Source organism: Streptomyces sp. NPDC006309 (assembly GCF_040613095.1).
Lineage (GTDB): Bacteria > Actinomycetota > Actinomycetes > Streptomycetales > Streptomycetaceae > Streptomyces.
On sequence record NZ_JBEXRO010000022.1, the window covers coordinates 18,141 to 35,511 of the forward strand.

The 17,371-nt window shown below is 72.7% G+C and carries 15 protein-coding genes; 7 read left to right on the forward strand and 8 right to left on the reverse strand.

Annotation, left to right across the window (positions count from 1 at the left end; all coding sequences use genetic code 11):
* Positions 1-85 precede the first annotated feature (85 nt).
* Complete coding sequence (locus ABZ117_RS25365) at positions 86-484, reverse strand: helix-turn-helix transcriptional regulator (protein ID WP_356824081.1); 399 nt, start codon at positions 482-484, stop codon at positions 86-88.
* A gap of 47 nt (positions 485-531) precedes the next feature.
* The gene (locus ABZ117_RS25370; RefSeq protein WP_356824082.1) at positions 532-2,490 is read right to left on the reverse strand and encodes an amino acid transporter; all 1,959 of its coding nucleotides are present in this window, start codon (positions 2,488-2,490) and stop codon (positions 532-534) included.
* A gap of 448 nt (positions 2,491-2,938) precedes the next feature.
* Here ABZ117_RS25370 and ABZ117_RS25375 point away from each other — a divergent pair, with 448 nt between their 5' ends.
* Positions 2,939-4,420, forward strand: coding sequence for a glycoside hydrolase family 43 protein (locus ABZ117_RS25375; protein WP_356824083.1), 1,482 nt, complete (start codon positions 2,939-2,941; stop codon positions 4,418-4,420).
* A 72-nt stretch (positions 4,421-4,492) separates the two neighbouring features.
* On the opposite strand, the gene ABZ117_RS25380 is transcribed toward ABZ117_RS25375, so the two are convergent.
* Together ABZ117_RS25380 and ABZ117_RS25385 are read right to left on the reverse strand one after the other, a co-directional pair.
* Positions 4,493-4,699 (reverse strand): DUF5999 family protein, encoded by a 207-nt coding sequence (locus ABZ117_RS25380; RefSeq protein ID WP_356824190.1) that lies wholly within the window; start codon positions 4,697-4,699, stop codon positions 4,493-4,495.
* A 348-nt stretch (positions 4,700-5,047) separates the two neighbouring features.
* The gene (locus ABZ117_RS25385; RefSeq protein ID WP_356824084.1) at positions 5,048-5,632 is read right to left on the reverse strand and encodes a hypothetical protein; all 585 of its coding nucleotides are present in this window, start codon (positions 5,630-5,632) and stop codon (positions 5,048-5,050) included.
* 573 nt (positions 5,633-6,205) lie between these two features.
* Here ABZ117_RS25385 and ABZ117_RS25390 point away from each other — a divergent pair.
* Both ABZ117_RS25390 and ABZ117_RS25395 read left to right on the forward strand, forming a co-directional pair.
* Positions 6,206-7,723, forward strand: coding sequence for a glutamate--cysteine ligase (locus tag ABZ117_RS25390; RefSeq protein ID WP_356824085.1), 1,518 nt, complete (start codon positions 6,206-6,208; stop codon positions 7,721-7,723).
* 1,285 nt (positions 7,724-9,008) lie between these two features.
* Positions 9,009-9,809 carry a type II CAAX endopeptidase family protein gene (locus tag ABZ117_RS25395; protein WP_121789860.1) on the forward strand — a complete coding sequence of 267 codons (801 nt, stop codon included), beginning with the start codon at positions 9,009-9,011 and terminating at the stop codon, positions 9,807-9,809.
* A 19-nt stretch (positions 9,810-9,828) separates the two neighbouring features.
* Here ABZ117_RS25395 and ABZ117_RS25400 read toward each other — a convergent pair whose 3' ends face one another.
* The 3 genes from ABZ117_RS25400 to ABZ117_RS25410 all read right to left on the reverse strand — a co-directional run bounded on the left by ABZ117_RS25400 (position 9,829) and on the right by ABZ117_RS25410 (position 12,157).
* Entirely contained in the window at positions 9,829-10,641 is an 813-nt protein-coding gene (locus ABZ117_RS25400) for a PhzF family phenazine biosynthesis protein (protein WP_356824086.1), read from the reverse strand.
* 106 nt (positions 10,642-10,747) lie between these two features.
* On the reverse strand, positions 10,748-11,173 hold the full coding sequence (locus tag ABZ117_RS25405; protein WP_356824087.1) for a VOC family protein: 426 nt from the start codon (positions 11,171-11,173) through the stop codon (positions 10,748-10,750).
* Between the two features lie 132 nt (positions 11,174-11,305).
* The gene (locus ABZ117_RS25410) at positions 11,306-12,157 is read right to left on the reverse strand and encodes a class I SAM-dependent methyltransferase (protein WP_356824088.1); all 852 of its coding nucleotides are present in this window, start codon (positions 12,155-12,157) and stop codon (positions 11,306-11,308) included.
* Between the two features lie 277 nt (positions 12,158-12,434).
* Here ABZ117_RS25410 and ABZ117_RS25415 point away from each other — a divergent pair, with 277 nt between their 5' ends.
* The 4 genes from ABZ117_RS25415 to ABZ117_RS25430 all read left to right on the forward strand — a co-directional run bounded on the left by ABZ117_RS25415 (position 12,435) and on the right by ABZ117_RS25430 (position 16,661).
* Positions 12,435-13,061 carry a PadR family transcriptional regulator gene (locus ABZ117_RS25415; protein ID WP_356824089.1) on the forward strand — a complete coding sequence of 209 codons (627 nt, stop codon included), beginning with the start codon at positions 12,435-12,437 and terminating at the stop codon, positions 13,059-13,061.
* A 252-nt stretch (positions 13,062-13,313) separates the two neighbouring features.
* Positions 13,314-13,976 (forward strand): Clp protease N-terminal domain-containing protein, encoded by a 663-nt coding sequence (locus ABZ117_RS25420; protein WP_356824090.1) that lies wholly within the window; start codon positions 13,314-13,316, stop codon positions 13,974-13,976.
* 521 nt (positions 13,977-14,497) lie between these two features.
* Positions 14,498-15,502 (forward strand): EamA family transporter, encoded by a 1,005-nt coding sequence (locus tag ABZ117_RS25425; RefSeq protein ID WP_356824091.1) that lies wholly within the window; start codon positions 14,498-14,500, stop codon positions 15,500-15,502.
* 190 nt (positions 15,503-15,692) lie between these two features.
* Positions 15,693-16,661, forward strand: coding sequence for an EamA family transporter (locus tag ABZ117_RS25430; RefSeq protein WP_356824092.1), 969 nt, complete (start codon positions 15,693-15,695; stop codon positions 16,659-16,661).
* A gap of 10 nt (positions 16,662-16,671) precedes the next feature.
* On the opposite strand, the gene ABZ117_RS25435 is transcribed toward ABZ117_RS25430, so the two are convergent.
* Positions 16,672-17,352, reverse strand: coding sequence for a pyridoxamine 5'-phosphate oxidase family protein (locus ABZ117_RS25435; RefSeq protein WP_356824093.1), 681 nt, complete (start codon positions 17,350-17,352; stop codon positions 16,672-16,674).
* Between the last annotated feature and the right edge of the window lie 19 nt (positions 17,353-17,371).

The following is a 17,371-nucleotide window of genomic DNA, read 5'->3' on the forward strand; positions in this document are numbered from 1 at the left end:
GCCCGGCGGGCGCCGGGCCGCACGGACGGCGGAAGGGGGGACGAGGAACGGGGCCGCCCACCGGCCGGCCGGTGGGCGCCGCCGGTCAGACCCGGTCGATGTGCACGTTGGTGGACTTCACGCGGGCGGTGGCCTCCACGCCGACCTCGAGGCCGAGTTCCTCCACGGCTTCCCGGGTGAGCAGCGAGACGAGCCGGTGCGGGCCCGCCTGGATCTCCACCTGGGCGGCGACGTCCCCGAGTTTGATCGCGGTGACGATGCCGGGGAAGGCGTTGCGCACGGAGGTGTGGGAGGCGTCCTCCTCACCGCTGCCGCCCGCCCGGGCCAGTTCCACCGAGAACGCGGCCAGGTCCCGGCCGTCGATGAGGCGCCGTCCGGACTCGTCGCGGTGGGTGGTCATCCGGCCGGCGTCGGCCCAGCGGCGGGCGGTGTCCGGGCTGACGCCGAGCAGCCGCGCGGCCTGGCCGATCGTGTAGGACTGCATGCCGGTCACGATAGGGCACCGCGGACCTGGGCCTGACGGCCGTACCGTCACCCGGTGTGCACGCGCGGCCGGCGTGTCCGGTCCGGTTCCGCCTCGCGCAGTACCTCCCGGGTCACCGGTGCGACCTCGCCCTGGCCGAAGAGGAAGAAGCGCAGGAAGTTGGTGAACGGACTGCCCTCGGTCCACTCGAAGTAGATGTGCGGGGTGCAGCCGGTGACGTCCCGGACGTGGAGGAGGAGCGCGGCCAGGGCGTTGGAGATGGAGGAGTGCTCCAGGGTCAGCACACGGTAGCGGCCGTGCAGGACCTCGCCGCGCACGGTCAGGCCCGTCTCGAACTCGGAAGGATCGGTCACCGTGACCTCGGCGAAGACGAAGTCCTCCTGTTCGGGCATGTCGTTGTCGGCCCGGATCTGTTCGATCTTCTCGCGGTACTCGGCCTTGTCACGGCGGTCCGGCTCGTTGGCGATGAACCGCATCTTCCGGCTGGCCATGTCCCGGATGAACCGTTCCGCCAGCGGGTCCAGCGTCACGCTGGTCACCCGCAGTTCGAACGCGCGGGCCAGCCGGGACAGCAGGGAGACCAGGATGATGCCCGCGATGAAGCAGGCGCCGATCTTCACACCGTCCGGGCGCTCGATGACGTTGACGACGGTCGTGTACAGGAACACCGCCGCTATCACCGCGAACCCGATGGTCCAGCCCCGCTGCCCCGCCTTGCGCGCGGCGATGGTCACCGCGATCGCGGCCGAGCTGATCAGCACCAGCACACCGGTGGCGTAGGCGCCGCCCTGCTTGTTGACGTCGGCGTCGAAGATCCAGGTCACCAGGAAGGCGACCAGCGTGAAGACGATCACCATCGGGCGTACGGCACGCGCCCAGTGCGGGGCCATGCCGTAGCGGGGCAGGTAGCGCGGCATCAGGTTCAGCAGACCGGCCATGGCGGAGGCGCCCGCGAACCACAGGATGGCGATGGTCGAGACGTCGTACACCGTGCCGAAGATGCCGCCGAGGTACTCGTGCGCGAGGTACGCGAGCGCGCGGCCGTTGGCACTGCCGCCGGTCTTGAACTCCCGTTCCGGGATCAGCAGCGTGGTGATGAAGCTGGTGGCGATCAGGAAGCAGCTCATGACGAGCGCGGCCGTCGTCAGCAGCTTCCTGGTGTCGCGGATGCGGCCGGCCGGCCGCTGCTCGGTGTCGCCGGGGTCGCCCTGGACGTGCGGCATGACGGCGACACCGGTCTCGAAACCGGACAGGCCCAGGGCGAGCTTGGGGAACACGAGCAGTGCCACGCCGACCATGGCGAAGACGTTGCCGTGTTCCGTGGTCAGGGCACCGGCCCAGTCGGTGACCAGGTGGCCGGCGGTGACGACGTGCCACAGGCCGGCGATCACGACGACGACATTGAGCCCGAGGTAGACGCCGACCAGGGCGACGGCGACCCCGATCGCCTCCAGGAAGCCCTTGAGGAAGACCGCGCCGAGCAGTGCCACCAGGAACAGGGTGATCGGCATCTGCTTGCCCTGGAGGGCGTTCGTCAGGTGCGGGTTCTCCACCAGGTGGGTGGCGGCGTCGGCGGCGGAGAGCGTCATGGTGATCAGGAAGTCGGTCGCCGCGAAGCCCAGCAGTGTGAGCACGAACAGCTTGCCCTGCCAGAAGGACAGCAGGCGTTCCAGCATGGCGATGGAGCCCTCGCCGTGCGGGCTCTCCTCGGCCACCCGGCGGTAGACCGGCAGGGCGCCGGCCAGGGTCACTATGACCAGCACGATGGTGGCCACCGGGGAGAGCAGACCGGCCGCCAGCGCGGCGATGCCCGGCTGGTAACCGAGGGTGGAGAAGTAGTCGACACCGGTCAGGCACATCACCCGCCACCAGCGCTGTCCCTGGTGCGGCGGCCCGGGCTCGGCGTGCGGCCCCGTGTGGCCACCGCCCTTGCCCATGTCGGACAACCCCTCGAGCATCCAGGCGCGCAGGCGGCTGGTACTGGGAGGGCGCTCGGTCGTGACCATCGGCGTGCTCCTGACGTGCGGCTCAGCTTTTTCCGGCCATCACGTGGGACGGCGGCAACAGCGTAAGCAGAGCGTGATGCCGAGGCATGGGGATCAGACCCCGGACGGCGTCAAACTTGCGTTAAGAATGGCCCGTGAGGGGAGAGACCGCACCAAATGGCGAGGCAGGAGGCCCGCGACGGCCGAGGGGGCGGGCGCGTGGGGGAGGGCTCACGCCGGCCGACCGACGACCACGGAGCGTCACTTCCCGGCCGTAAACCCCTGAGCGCCGCCCCCGGCGGGGCATCGGGGAGCCACTCCCGACGCCCGTAGGCCCCCGCCGTACCCGTAGGGACCGGTGCCGGCCGCACGCCGATCATTCACGCAGCCGTTCCGCCCTCGGGGACCACGGCTCCTCGATAGAATTCGTTGTTGAATTCGAAACTTTCGAACCTCTTCGGGAGCGAGCATGCGGACCTACGACAATCCCGTCCTCCCCGGTTTCCACCCCGACCCGAGTGTGTGCCGGGCCGGGGACGACTACTACCTGGTGTGTTCCAGCTTCGAGTACGTCCCCGCCGTTCCCCTCTTCCACAGCCGGGACCTGGTGCACTGGCGTCAGATCGGCAACGTCGTCGACCGGCCGGAGCAGCTCGCGCTGTCCGACGACGTCCCGGCCTCGGGCGGCATCTACGCGCCGACGATCCGCCACCACGACGGACGGTTCTACGTGATCACCACCGCCGTCGGCGCCGGCGGCACCTTCCTCGTCACCGCCGACCGCCCGGAAGGGCCGTGGTCCGACCCGGTGTGGATCGACCTGCCGGGCATCGACCCCGACCTCGCCTGGGACGAGGACGGCAACTGCTGGTGTGCGATGGCCGGGGTCACGGTCGCCCGGATCGACCCGGGCACCGGCAAGGTGCTGGAGGGCCCGCTGCCGATGTGGTCCGGGACCGGTCTCGCGGACCCCGAGGCCCCGCACCTGTACCGGATCGGTGACCGGTGGTACCTGCTGCTCGCGGAGGGCGGCACCGGCCTGGGGCACGGAGTGTCGGTCGCGCGGGCCCGCTCGCCGCGCGGCCCCTGGGAACCGGCGCCCGGCAATCCGCTGCTGTCCCACCGCGGCACCGGCCTGCCCGTCCAGTGCACGGGGCACGGCGACCTGGTCCAGGCGGCCGACGGCAGCTGGTGGATGGTGCTGCTGGGCACCCGGCCCCGCGGCTGGTTCCCCGGGTTCCACGTGCTCGGGCGGGAGACCTTCCTGGTGCCGGTGGAATGGTCCGACGGCTGGCCCGAGGCGGGAGCGGTGCGCGAGCGGCATCCGGCGCCGGCCGTCTGGGCACCCGTCGAACAGCCACCCGTACGGGACGACTTCACCGGCACGGAGCTCGCGCCGCACTGGATATCCCCGCACCGCAGGCCCGAGGGCTGCTGGTCGCTGACCGAACGGCCCGGCCGGCTCACCCTGGCGGCCACCGGGGACAGCCTCGACCGGCCCGGGCACACCTTCGTCGGCCGCCGCCAGCAGCACCACGACTGCCGGGCGGCCGCGCTGCTGGAGCCCGGGGCGGCACGGGCCGGGCTGTCCGTCCGGCTGGACGAGGCGCACCACTACGACCTGGAGGTGAGCGGAGGAACGGCGGCCGTGATCGCGCGCATCGGCCCACTGCGCCGAACGGTCGCCGAACAGCCGGTGCCGGCGGGTCCTCTCACCCTGGCCGTCGACATCCGCGCGAGCCGCGACCCCGGACCGCGGAACGGCCCCGACACCCTCCTCTTCACCGTCGGGGCCGGCGAGGGGACCCTCCGGCTGGCCGAACTCGACGGCCGCTATCTGTCGACCCAGGTGGCCACCGGCTTCACCGGCCGTGTCATCGGCATGTACGTCACCGAGGGCCGGGCGGCCTTCGACTGGTTCGACTACCTGCCCGCGGACGCCACGACCTGATCCTCGAGGACATGTCTCGGGGCCGGTACGCACCCGGTGGGTACGGCCGGCCCCTCGGTTGCCGTGCCGCTCTCAGGCGGCGGTCATCACCCGCTCCGCACCGAGCGGGCGGTGCGGAGCGATGACGCGGCCGTCGGGCAGCAGCTCGCCGGTGTCCTCGAAGAACAGGACGCCGTTGCACAGCAGGCTCCATCCCTGCTCCGGATGGTGCGCCGTGAGGCGGGCGGACTCCCGGTCGGCGGATTCGGCTGTCGGGCACGGCGGCTGGTGCTGGCACATGGGCGGGATCTCTCGTTGGGTCGTGGTCATGTCCGTCCCCCGTGGTGGTGAGTCGGTCGGATCCAGTGTTGTCCTCTGGGCGTCATTCCGCAGGGATTTCACGGCACCGCTTCTCACTGGTTCAGGACGCGTCACCCGCCCGGTCGGTTCAGTCGAACTGCACTGTCCCTTTGGGTGGTTCAGGCTGACCGGATAGGGCTAGTCCATACGGAAGAGATCCGTTGGCATATGCCCATCCCGAACGCTCGTGCCAGGCGCCGGGCGCCGGGCACCGACGGCCGCGTGGCGGCCGTGGAAAAAGAGTCGTACCCCGCTTCCCTCCCGGGCGACGGGGTACGCGGGCGTGGGTCAGGCGGGCGAGCCGAGCAGCGGGAGGGGAGTCGCCCGATGGGTCAGCACCGGAAGCAACTCGGCCACCCGGAACGGGCGGTGCGCCGGGATGCCGGGCGGCGCCGGGGCGAGCGGCACGAGCAGGTCACCGGCGGCCGGGTGACCCTCGGTGCCGTCACCGGTGCAGTCGTCGTGCAGCCAGAGGGTGAGCATGTACAGGCCGGGGAGCGACAGCAGCCGTGCCTGGTACGGGTGCTGGAGCGCCTCGGCCTGGTGCAGGGCGCGTTCGGTGGAGGCGACGTAGGGACCCTCGAAGAAGTGCGAGAAGGCCCAGCCGTCGGGAGTGAGCATGGTCTCGGCCGCGGCCACCGCGCGATCGCCGCACCGGATCAGGAAGCGCCAGCCGGCCAGTCGTGTCGCGGACAGACCTTGCGCGGTGATCCGGTCCAACACGTGGACGGGCAAAGGGAATTCGGGCGTCGCGGGACCCTGCGCGGCACGCAGGGAAGGGGTACGCGCCTCACGCACCGCGGTGGGGGAACCGAGGGCGGTGAGGACGGAGCGCAGGGCAGGCGCGGGGGCAGGGGGAACATGCAACGGCATGGTGGGTCGCCTCTCATTCGACAGGCGCGGCGGCGCGAGGAGGGTGGGGCGGACGGCGCTGTCTGCTCACGGAAGGCCGGAGAGGTGGGGGCCCTGGTCGGGTCTGGACGAGGGTGCGGCTCTGTCTTTCGCCCGTCAACCGTGACGGCGGAAACGCGGCAAAAACCAGGACCGAGGGCGCCAACCTTGTGCCTTGTGGACGGAGTTTATACGACGCGTGTTCGGCCGGTGTTTCGGCTATCCCAATTCCGCGTGACGGACAAGGCGGAATTGGGTCGCTGATTCGCGGAGAAAATCCCGATTTCGCGGGGGATCCGTCGCCGCTGACCTCGTCGTACGCGCCGGTAGCGGTCGGCCGAATGTCGTCGGCGTTTTTCACGAGGCGTACGGGGCACCCGAAGGTGCGAGCTGCGGCATGCCCCGTGAATGTGCCGCGGGGAACATTCCGACAGAGTAGCGGGCGGCGGGCCGACACGGGACGTTATCGATCGCTTCGGCTGGGCATCATCCCTCCTGACGTGGGAGCCCGGCGAAACGGATCGTCGGCCCGCCCGTCCGAGGAGGGACTCTTCCATGGGGGAGAAGGTCGTGGCAGGGCAGTTCGACCTGTCCGATCGCCAGCGCTACCGCGAAAGGCTGCAGAAGTGCCTGACGGGGCTGGAGCGACTGCTGGCGGAGAAGCGATTCGACCGTCCCAAGAACCTCATGGGGGTCGAGATCGAATTGAATCTCGCCGGCCGTGACGGCATGCCGAAAATGTTGAACGGACAGGTACTTGAACGCATCGCAAGCCGTGACTTCCAGACCGAACTCGCCATGTTCAACCTGGAGGTCAACATAGCCCCGCACCGCCTGGGCGGCCGGGTGTTCGACCAGCTCGCCGAGGAGCTGCGGACCTCCCTGGCCTACGCCGACCGGAAGGCCGGTGAGGTGGACGCGGGCATCGTGATGATCGGCATCCTGCCCACGCTGGGCCGCGACGACCTGGTCTCCTCCAACCTCTCGGAGGCCGACCGGTACGCCCTGCTCAACGATCAGATCGTGGCCGCGCGCGGGGAGGACTTCCGGCTCGACATCGAGGGCGTGGAGCACCTCGTGTGCACGTCGAAGTCCATCGTCCCCGAGGCCGCGTGCACGTCCGTGCAGCTGCACCTCCAGGTCACGCCGGAGCGGTTCGCCGACGTGTGGAACGCCGCGCAGGCCGCGTCCGCCGCGCAGATCGCCGTCGGCGCCAACTCCCCGTTCCTCTTCGGTCACGAACTGTGGCGCGAGTCCCGGCCCCCGCTGTTCACGCAGTCCACCGACACCCGCCCGCCCGAGCTACAGGCGCAGGGCGTACGGCCGCGGACGTGGTTCGGCGAGCGGTGGGTGTCGTCCGCGTACGAGCTCTTCGAGGAGAACCAGCGCTACTTCCCGGCTCTGCTGCCGATCTGCGACGAGGAGGAACCGCTGGAGGTCATCGAGGCCGGCGGGGTGCCCAAGCTCGCCGAACTCGTCCTGCACAACGGCACCATCTACCGGTGGAACCGGCCGGTGTACGACATCGCGGACGGTGTCCCGCACCTGCGCGTGGAGAACCGGGTGCTGCCCGCCGGGCCGACCATCATCGACATCATCGCCAACGCGGCCTTCTTCTACGGCCTCGTCCGCGCCCTCGCCGAGGAACCCCGGCCGGTGTGGACGCGCCTGCCGTTCGCCGCGGCCGAGGCGAACTTCGACGCGGCGTGCCGGCACGGCATCGACGCCCGCTTCGTCTGGCCGAAGCGGGGCCGGTACGGCGGGACGGGCGAGGTCGACGCGGTCACACTGGTCCGCGACGAGCTGCTTCCGCTCGCCGCCGCCGGACTGGACGCGTGGGGCGTGGAGGCCGCGGACCGGGACCTCTACCTGGGCGTGATCGAGGAACGCTGCCGGCGCCGCGTGAACGGGGCGTCCTGGCAGGCGGCCACGTTCCACCGGGCGCTGGAGAAGGGGATGTCGCGCGACGCGGCCCTGGCGGCGACGACGCGGCGGTACGCCGAGCTGATGCATGTCGGGGAACCGGTCCACACGTGGCCGGTGGGCCTGCCGGACCCGGTACCGCTCGGCTGACGCCCGGCCCGCGCCGCGGCGCCTGAGCCGCGCGCCGAAGGCCGCGCGCAGAAACCCGGACCGCCGGGCGCGGCGCGGGGCTTGCGGGCTTTGCGCCGGGTCCGTGGGCATGGCGCCGGGACCCTCGGGCGGGCGCCGGGTTGCCGGACCTTGCACCGGTCCGTGGGTGTTGCACGGGCCCCTCGGGCGGGGCGCCGGTACTCGGGGTATTGGGCCGGGCTTGCGGGCTTTGCGTCGGGTCCGTGGGTGTTGCACGGGGCCCCTCGGGCGGGGCGCCGGTACTCGGGGTATTGGGCCGTGCTCGCGGGCCTTGCGCCGGGTCCGTCGGCATGGCGTCGGGACCCTCGGGCGGGCGCCGGGCTGCCGGACCTTGCACCGGTCCGTGGGTGTTGCCCGGGGCCCTGGGTGTTGCGCCGGGTCCCTCGGCGTGGCGCCGGGGCGCCGGGTCTTGGCGGGGCTGCCGGGTGTTGCGCCGGTTCGTGTGTGTTGATCCGGGCCCCGGGCGGGGCGCCGGGCCCCTCGGGTGTGGCGCCGGTCCTCCGGGTATTGGGCCGTGCTCGCGGGCTTTGCGTCGGGTCCGTGGGTGCGGCGCCGGGTCCCTCGGCGGGGCGCCGTGGCGCCGGGACCCTCGGGCGGGGCGCCGGGCTTCCGGGCCTTGGCCGGGGCCGTGGGTGTTGCCCGGGTCCCCGGCTATTGAACCGGGCTGCCGGACCTTGCACCGGTCCGTGGGTGTTGCCCGGGGCCCCGGGTGTTGCGCCCGGTCTCTCGGCGTGGCGTCGGGCCTCCCGGTATGGGCGGGGCTGCCGGGTGTTGCGCCGGGTCGCCGGGCTGTGCGCCGGGTCTCCGGGCGTGGTGCCGGGCCTGCGGGCATGGCGCTGGGTGCTCCCGGGCCTTGCGCGGGGCCCTCGCGTACGGCGCTGGGTTCCCCCCGGGCATGGCGCTGGGCCCGGGGTATCGCGCGGGGCTCCCGGGCATGGCGCCGGATCCGGGGTACTGCGCCGGCCCCCGTGGCATGGCGCTGGGTGCCCGGGCCCTCGCGCACGGCGCTGGGTGGCCCTGGGGCTTGCGCCGGCACCTGGCCTCGCGTGAGGCCCCCCGGTCAGGGCGTTGGCCTCTGGTGCAGGGTGCAGGGTGCCGGGCGCTGGGCAGGGTGCCGGCCGTGGTCCCCGGGCGGGCAGCCGGGGGCCCCTCCGTGGCGGGCCCGGTGCGCGTTGCCTGGGGCGCCTTCTGTAATCCTTGCCGGGCGAAGGCGGGCCGGAGGCCCGTGAGGCGGCTGGAGGCAGGGGTGCAGGTGGAGGCTGACTCGGTGGCCGGTTCCCCGGCGCGGGCGAGGGACCCGCGGCGGATACTGCGGGACGAGACACTGCTCGTACTCGCCCTCTCGCTCGGGGCGAGCGGCGTGTCCGCGCTCATCAGCTTCATCGGCTCGGTCACCCGGCCGGGTGGCCTCAAGGACCAGGCGGCCACCCTCAACGCCTCGGCCGCGCCCGGCCGCCCATGGCTCGACCTGGCCTGGCAGCTCTTCGGCATCGCCAGCGCCCTGGTCCCCGTGGCCCTGGTCGCGCACCTGCTGCTGCGCGAGGGCGCGAGCCTGCGGACGCTCGGCTTCGACCGCACCCGCCCCGGGCCCGACCTGGCCCGGGGCGCCGGCGTCGCGGCCGTGATCGGCAGCACCGGCATCGCCTTCTACCTGGCCGCTCGCGGCCTCGGCTTCAACCTCACCGTCGTCCCCGAGGCACTGCCGGACGTGTGGTGGAAGTACCCGGTACTGATCCTCTCCGCCCTCCAGAACGCGATCCTCGAAGAGGTCATCGTCGTCGGCTACCTGCTGCGCAGGCTGGGCCGGCTGGGCTGGACCCCGGGGACCGCGCTGGTGGCCAGCGCGGTCCTGCGCGGGTCCTACCACCTCTACCAGGGCATCGGCGGCTTCCTCGGCAACATGGTCATGGGCGTGGTGTTCGTGTACCTGTACCGGCGCTGGGGCCGGGTCGGGCCGCTGGTCGTCGCGCACTCGCTGCTCGACATCGGCGCGTTCGTCGGCTACGCCCTCCTCGCCGGCAAGGTGGGCTGGCTGCCGACGGCCTGAGCACCGGCGGCCGGACCGGTCAGGCGCGCAGTTCGCCGTCGATGACCGTGACCGCACTGCCGGTGAGCAGCGTCCGCTCGCCCCGCAGCCCGGTGCGGACCAGTCCGGTGCGGCGGGAGGCCTGGAGTCCGGTGAGGTCGTCACGGCCGAGGCGCGCGGACCAGTGCGGGGCGAGCGCCGTGTGGGCGCTGCCGGTGACCGGGTCCTCGTCGATACCGACGTTCGGGAAGAAACAGCGGGAGACGAAGTCGTAGCCGCGGGCCGGGTCGTCGGCGCGGGCGGTGGCGATGACGCCGCGGGACGAGAACGCGCCGAGAGCCCTGTGGTCGGGGGAGAGACCGAGGACGGTCTTCTCGTCGGCCAGTTCCACCAGCAGGTCACCCACGTTCGGCCCGGTGTCGAAGGCGCCGACCGGCGCCGCGCCCAGCGCCTCGGTGACCCCGGCCGGCAACTCGACGGGGGTGAGCGGGGCGGTCGGGAAGTCGAGCGTGATCGACCAGTCGGCGGCGGGCGTGGCGACGAGGACCCCGCTGCGGGTGGCGAACCGCACGGAACCCGTGTGGGCGCCGGTGGTGTGCAGCACGTGGGCGGTGGCCAGCGTGGCGTGGCCGCACATCGCGACCTCGGCGACGGGCGTGAACCAGCGCAGCGCCCAGTCCGCCGCGCCGCCGGCGGGCAGCCGGTGCGCGAACGCCGTCTCGGCGTGGTTCACCTCCATGGCGACGTTCTGAAGCCAGTCGTCGTCCGGGAAGACATCGTCCAGGAGCAGGACCCCGGCCGGGTTGCCGGCGAAGGGGCGGTCGGTGAAGGCATCCACGATTCGCATACGCATGCCGCCGACGCTAGCGCCCGCGCAGGTCCCCGGCCCACGGCCAATCCACGTGAACTGGTCTCCTTCCGAGGGCATCACCGCGACGGGCGCCGCCGGCTGCCGCTGCTCAGTCGATACAGAACTCGTTGCCCTCGATGTCCTGCATGCAGATGCACGAATCGGTGCCGTCGTACAGGAGTCGCACGCGTACCGCGCCGAGCTCCACCAGCCGCGCGCACTCGGCTTCGAGCGTGGCCAGACGCTCCTCACCCACGAGGCCGGTGCCGACCCGCACGTCGAGATGCACCCGGTTCTTGACGGTCTTGCCCTCGGGAACGCGCTGAAAGAACAGTCGCGGGCCCACACCCGTGGGGTCAGTGCATGCCCACCATGACCCCTGATCCTCAGGCGGCCGTGAGCGGTCGAACTCCTCCCAGGTGGCGAACCCCTTCGGCGGCGATACGACGTACCCCAGCACCTCGCACCAGAAACGGGCGACGTGCTCAGGTTCTGCGCAGTCGAAGGTGACCTGGAACTGCTTGATCGATGACATCGGCGCACCATAGCAGGGGGCTCTCCTGCTCATCTCCCGTTGGCTGCCTGCGCGTTGGAGATGGGGTGTCCGCTGTCCTGTGACAGTGAACCTTGACCGATTGCCGCTGAAGTCCGACCGCCTGGAGGCGCTCTACCGGCGGACCGCCGAGATCAGTCCGCCGGGCCGCTCCTCGCGCTGCGGCGGGGTGCTGATCGGGCGGCCGTAGGCGGCAGCGCGCTCGCGCAGGGTGTGGCTGTCGGCCTCCCAGCCGTGCCCGGCCAGCCATCCAGCCGGGTCGTCGGGCATCTCCGAGACCCACATGGACGCCGCCGATCCCGGCTCGGCGTCCGCGCCGAAGCGCTCGATCACGCCGCGCGAGCCCAACGTCAGCCCCATCCGACTGCCTGGCGCCGACTGCGCGCTGATCCGGGCCAGCAGCAGCTCCACCGCGTCCTCGGGCAGATAGATCAGCAGTCCTTCGGCGATCCACACGGTCGGCACGGCCGGGTCGTGCCCTGCGGCGGCCAGTGCGCCTGGCCAGTCCTCACGCAGATCCACCGCGACGGTGATCCGCTCGCAGCGCGCGACGGCCCGCTCCTGGCGCAGCACCGAAGCCTTGAAGTCCAGTGGGGCGGCTGTGTCGACCTCGAACAGCCGGGTGCCCTCGGGCCAGTCCATCCGGAAGGCCCGGCTGTCCATGCCGGCGCCGAGCAGCACGACCTGCCGGACCCCGGACGCGGAGGCCTGCTGCAACAGGTCGTCGAGGAACTTCGTCCTGATGACGATGGAGAACGACACGGCCAGCCTTCGGCGGCGCGCGGCCTCGTCATCGGGCAGCGGCGGCGAGGAGGGCCACAGGCCGCCGGCGGTGGCGAAAGCCTGCGCCAGTGGGTCGCGGAACAGCGAGTTCTCCCGCTCGGTCTCCAGCGCCCGCACCCGGGCCACCCCCACCGCCGTGGCCCACACTCCCGACGGCTGCAACCGCTCCTGCTCATCAGCCATCGCGCCAGCCTAGATGATCGATTCCAAGGGGAACTGATGAGTGGAGCCAGGTGCATGCGCGGCCAGCCGGTCATGCGCGTACTGATCGCCTACGACCACTGAACCCCTTGGAATCGATCACGCACGCGGAGGCCGGCCGCGTCTTCCGCTGCCGGTATGCCAGGACACCCGCTTCGGGAGGGGTATTGCCATGCGAATTTCGCCGATATATCGTTGAGACATCGCGAACGATACGCGATGCACACATGACAGGTCACTGATGAATGGAGTGAACGCGATGCGTACCCACGGATTCGAGCGTGGACATCGGCACGAGGGCCCCGGCCGCCGCGGCATGGGCGGCTTCGAGGGCCGGCGGGCCGCCTTCGGGCCCTTCGGGCCGGGTGGACCGGGATTCGGTCCCGGCGGCCCCGGCTTCGGGCCGGGCGGCTGGGGGTCACGAGGCCGGGGCGGTGGACGGGGACGGGCGCGGCGCGGTGACGTGCGCGCCTCGATCCTGGCCCTGCTCAAGGACCGGCCCATGCACGGCTACGAGATGATCCAGGAGATCGCCGAACGCAGCGGCGGCGCGTGGAAGCCGAGTCCCGGCTCGGTCTACCCCACCCTCCAGCTGCTGGAGGACGAGGGGCTGATCACCAGCGAGAGCGAGGGCGGCAAGAAGCTGTTCTCCCTCACCGAGAGCGGACGCACCGCCGCCGAGGAAGGCGCGGAAGCGCCCTGGGAAGAGGCCTCGCGCGGGGTCGACTGGGAGGCCCTCGGCGAGATCCGCCAGGCCGGATCGGGCCTGATGGAAGCCTTCGGGCAGGTCTTCAGGACCGGCAGCAAGGAGCAGCGCGAGAAGGCGCTGGCCGTCATCAACGACGCCCGCAGGAAGCTGTACCTGATCCTCGCCGACGAGCAGTGACGCTCGTACGTGCCCGGGCGCCCCGTGCGGTATCCGCGCGGGGCGTCTGCGTGCTGACGGACGATCAGGTCGGTCATGGGGGACCTGTGTGGCCGGGGCGCACGGGCGGTCCGCGTGCGCCCCATGATGAGTGCCGGCTGGATCTCCTCCGCAAGGATGACTTTCCGGTAGCCGATGTCCACTCTCCGTGGGACGCGAGAATGGTTCCCCCCGTGGATGACCGGTGCGCTTCCGCCTGATGGGGTAGAGGACGTGCACACCCGTACAGCCCACCGCACCGCCCACGACCAGTCGGTGCCGCACCAGGACGGCGCCGCCGAGCTCGGTGCCGAGCTGGCGGCGGTGGTCACCGGTGCCCGTCGCAGGGCCGTCCGGGACGGGGACCGGCAGACCGACACCGCCCATCTGCTCCACTCCCTTCTCGAACACGACCCTGAGGTCCGCGCCGCCGTGGGCGGCCCCGCGCGGCTCGCCCGGCTCCTCGGCTACCTCGTTCAGCGCAGCATCGGCTACGGGCTGCGCTGGCAGGGCAGCGTGGAGGACTCCGGGCCGATCACCGTCGTACCGCCACCGGCGGACCCCGCCGGTCCCCCTGGCCCCACTCACAGCGCGGACCCGGCGGACGACGCCGCTCCGGCCACGTGCGCCGATCCGGCCGGCCATGACGGTGGGGCCAGGGAGGTTGACGGGTGGTCTCCCGCCGCGTGGGCCGCTCTCGCGGATGCCCGAGGGCGGGCCCGGCGGCGGGGTGCGATCGAAGTCGCCGGCGCGGACCTGCTCACGGCGCTCGTCACGGATCCGGGCTCCCGGGCCGTCGAGGTCCTGGCGCGCGCCGGCATCTCCGCCCCCGAGCTGGCCGCGCGGGCCGTAACCGGCCCCGACGAGTCCGCCGACGACGACGGAACCGTGGGCTGACCCTTCCACCGTCCGCCGCGGCGGGGCCGCCCTCCGGTCCCCTCCCACCGTCCGCTGCCGGCGGGGCCGCCCCCCGGGTCCCCTCCCACTGTCGGCCGAGGCGACGGGGCCGCCCTTCGGTCCCCTTCCGCCGTCCGCCGAGGCGACGGGGTCGCTCCCTGATCCCTCCCACTGTCGGCCGAGGCGACGGGGCCGCGGGCTGACCCTTTCACGCGGCGCGCCGCGGACGACGAGACCGCTCCTTGATCCCCCCGCCGTCCGCCGGCAACGGCGGGGCCGCCCTTCACCTCTCCCGCCATCCCCCACCGGCGGCGGGGCCGCTCTTCACCTCTCCTGCCATCCCTCGCCGACGGCGGGGCCGCTCTTCACCTCTCCTGCCATCCCTCGCCGACGGCGGGGCCGCCCTTCACCTCCCCTGCCATCCCTCACAGGCGGCGGGGCCGCCCCCTGACCCCTCCCCCCGTCCACGACCTGAGACAGGTGTCAACACGCGTGACGCTGCTGTCGTCGCCTGTCATCATGTGCCGGTGCATACGTCTGTGAGCAGTCAGGACAGCCCCGGCAAGGGCGCCGGGCTCGGCCTCGCGCTCGTCTCGGCGCTGGCCTTCGGCGGGTCCGGGGTGGCCGCCAAGCCGCTGATCGAGGCGGGACTCGACCCGCTGCAGGTGGTGTGGCTGCGGGTGGCCGGCGCCGCCCTGATAATGCTGCCGCTCGCCGTGCGGCACCGCGCCCTGCCGGGCCGCCGGCCTCTGCTCCTCGCCGGGTTCGGGCTGCTCGCCGTCGCCGGTGTCCAGGCCTGCTACTTCGCCGCGCTCTCCCGCATCCCGGTCGGCGTGGCACTGCTCATCGAGTACCTGGCGCCCGCGCTGGTCCTGGGCTGGGTCCGGTTCGTGCAGCGACGGCCCGTGACGCGTGCCGCCGCGGCCGGTGTGGTCCTGGCGGCCGGCGGTCTCGCCTGTGTGGTGGAGGTGTGGTCGGGCCTGAGCTTCGACGCGGTGGGCCTGCTCCTCGCCCTGGGCGCCGCCTGCTGCCAGGTCGGCTACTTCGTGCTGTCCGACCAGGGCAGCGACGCCGGCGCCGAAGCGCCCGATCCGCTCGGCGTCATCGCCTACGGACTCCTCGTCGGCGCCGCCGTGCTGACGGCCGTCGCCCGCCCCTGGCGCATGGACTGGTCGGTGCTGGCCGGCTCGGCCCGGCTGAACGGCGCCGCCGTGCCCGCTCTCGCGCTGCTGGCCTGGATCGTCCTGGTCGCCACCGTCCTGGCGTACGTCACCGGCGTGCTGTCCGTGCGGCGGCTTTCCCCGCAGGTCGCCGGAGTCGTGGCCTGCCTGGAGGCGGTCATCGCGACCGTGCTGGCCTGGGTGCTGCTCGGCGAGCACCTCTCCGCGCCCCAGGTCCTCGGCGGCGCGGTCGTCCTCGCCGGTGCGTTCATCGCCCAGACGTCGGCCCCCGCCAAGGGCGATCCGGAGCCGGTCGCCGAGGGCGGTGCGGAACGGGAGTTGTCCGCCCGCGGTACCGCCGCATAGGGTCTCCCCATGCCGTCGAACGCACTCGTCCTTCCGCCCCCGGCCGCCTGAGGCGGGCCTCCGGGAGATCGGTCCCGCGCCATCCGCGCAGGGCCGGACGGTGCTGCCCGCAGACGAAGTCCGCGCGTCCCGCCGAAGCGGGGCGCCCCGAGCTTCCGCACCTCGCGTGCGTTTCTGCGGAGAGATTCCCTTGTCGAACGCTGTTTCCGGCCTGCCCGTCGGGCGTGGCCTGCTCTACTTGATCATCACCGGTGCCGCCTGGGGCACCGCCGGCGCCGCCGCCTCGCTGGTCTTCCGGGCCAGCGACATGGGCGCCTTCGGCCTGTCGTTCTGGCGCTGTGCGCTGGGGCTCGCCTTCCTGTCGGCCGGCCGCCTGCTGCGCCCGCGCGTCCGGCCGGGCGAGGCCGGAGCCGTAGCCGGGCCCGCGCCGGTACCCGTACGCCGCAGGATGGCCCGCGCGGTGGCCACCGGGACCGGGCTCGCCGTCTTCCAGACGGCCTACTTCGCCGCCGTGGCCTCGACGGGACTGGCCGTGGCCACCGTCGTCACGCTCGGCGCGGGTCCCGTGCTCATCGCGCTCGGCGCCCGGCTGCTGCTCGGCGAGCGGCTCGGCACGGGCGGTGTCGTGGCCGTGGCGGGCGCACCGGCCGGGCTGGCCGTACTGACCCTCGGCGGTTCCGCCGCGACGGTCCACCCGGCCGGTGTGCTCCTCGCGCTCGTCTCCGCGTCGGGCTACGGCGCCATGACCCTGCTCACCCGGTGGTGGGGCCGGGACGGGAACGCCGACGCCTCCGGTACGACCGTGGGCGCCTTCGCGGTGACCACCCTGTGCCTGCTGCCGTTCGCGGTGCACGAGGGACTGCTCCCGCACACCGCCCACCCGGCCCGGCTGCTGGGGCTGCTGCTCTACGTCGCCGCCGTACCCACGGCCCTCGCGTACGCGCTCTACTTCGCGGGAGCCGCCGTCGTACGGTCCGCCACGGTCTCCGTGGTCATGCTGCTGGAGCCGGTGACCGCGGCCGTCCTCGCCGTCGCCCTGCTCGGCGAGCGGCTCACGGTTGCCACCGTGGCCGGCACCCTGCTCCTCCTCGGCGCCGTGGCCGGCCTCGCCGTGAGCGAGGCCCGCGGAGCCGGCCGGTCGGCTTCGGTCCCGGTGTGAGGCCGCGCCGTCATCGCGCCGCCAGGTAGTCCGGCAGACCGGTACCGGGCGCCAGGTCGGCGTTGGGGACCGGTGTGCCGTACCCCTTGCGGAGCGGGACGACCCCGGCCCAGTGCGGCAGGCCGAGGTCCTCGGGCTCGTCGTTGGCGTCGCCCGTGCGGACCTTGGCGGAAACTTCCTCCAGGTCCAGGCGGATCACCGCGGTGGCGGCCAGTTCCTTCTTGTTCGCGGGCCGGGAGTCGGCGGCCCGGCCCGGGACGACATGGTCCACCAGCGCGTCCAGGGCGAGGCGCCGCTCCTCGGGGTCGGTGACCTCGTGGGCGGTGCCGTGCACCACCACCGAGCGGTAGTTGATCGAGTGGTGGAAGGCGGAGCGGGCCAGCACCAGCCCGTCGACGTGGGTGACCGTCAGGCACACCAGCAGGCCCGGGTCGGCCTGGCCGGTCATCCGCAGCGGACGGGAGCCGGTGGAGCCGTGGACGTAGAGCCGCTCGCCCACCCGGCCGTACAGCGTCGGCAGTACCACCGGGGCGCCGTCCCGCACGAAACCGAGGTGGCAGACGTACCCCTCGTCCAGTATCGCGTGCACCAGTTCCCGGTCGTACGACGCCCGGTCCGCGGAGCGCGTCGGCACGGTCCGGTCGGTCGGTGTGTAGGCGGTGGGCTGTGTGTCCTCGGTCGTGCCCTGCATGACGGTCCCCTCCATGGCG

Coding starts and splice junctions, on each gene's coding strand:
- ABZ117_RS25365 (WP_356824081.1), bottom strand. CDS start 484: ATGCAGTCCTACACGATCGGCCAGGCCGCGCGGCTGCTCGGCGTCAGC.
- ABZ117_RS25370 (WP_356824082.1), bottom strand. CDS start 2,490: ATGGTCACGACCGAGCGCCCTCCCAGTACCAGCCGCCTGCGCGCCTGG.
- ABZ117_RS25375 (WP_356824083.1), top strand. CDS start 2,939: ATGCGGACCTACGACAATCCCGTCCTCCCCGGTTTCCACCCCGACCCG.
- ABZ117_RS25380 (WP_356824190.1), bottom strand. CDS start 4,699: ATGTGCCAGCACCAGCCGCCGTGCCCGACAGCCGAATCCGCCGACCGG.
- ABZ117_RS25385 (WP_356824084.1), bottom strand. CDS start 5,632: ATGCCGTTGCATGTTCCCCCTGCCCCCGCGCCTGCCCTGCGCTCCGTC.
- ABZ117_RS25390 (WP_356824085.1), top strand. CDS start 6,206: ATGGGGGAGAAGGTCGTGGCAGGGCAGTTCGACCTGTCCGATCGCCAG.
- ABZ117_RS25400 (WP_356824086.1), bottom strand. CDS start 10,641: ATGCGTATGCGAATCGTGGATGCCTTCACCGACCGCCCCTTCGCCGGC.
- ABZ117_RS25405 (WP_356824087.1), bottom strand. CDS start 11,173: ATGTCATCGATCAAGCAGTTCCAGGTCACCTTCGACTGCGCAGAACCT.
- ABZ117_RS25410 (WP_356824088.1), bottom strand. CDS start 12,157: ATGGCTGATGAGCAGGAGCGGTTGCAGCCGTCGGGAGTGTGGGCCACG.
- ABZ117_RS25415 (WP_356824089.1), top strand. CDS start 12,435: ATGCGTACCCACGGATTCGAGCGTGGACATCGGCACGAGGGCCCCGGC.
- ABZ117_RS25435 (WP_356824093.1), bottom strand. CDS start 17,352: ATGCAGGGCACGACCGAGGACACACAGCCCACCGCCTACACACCGACC.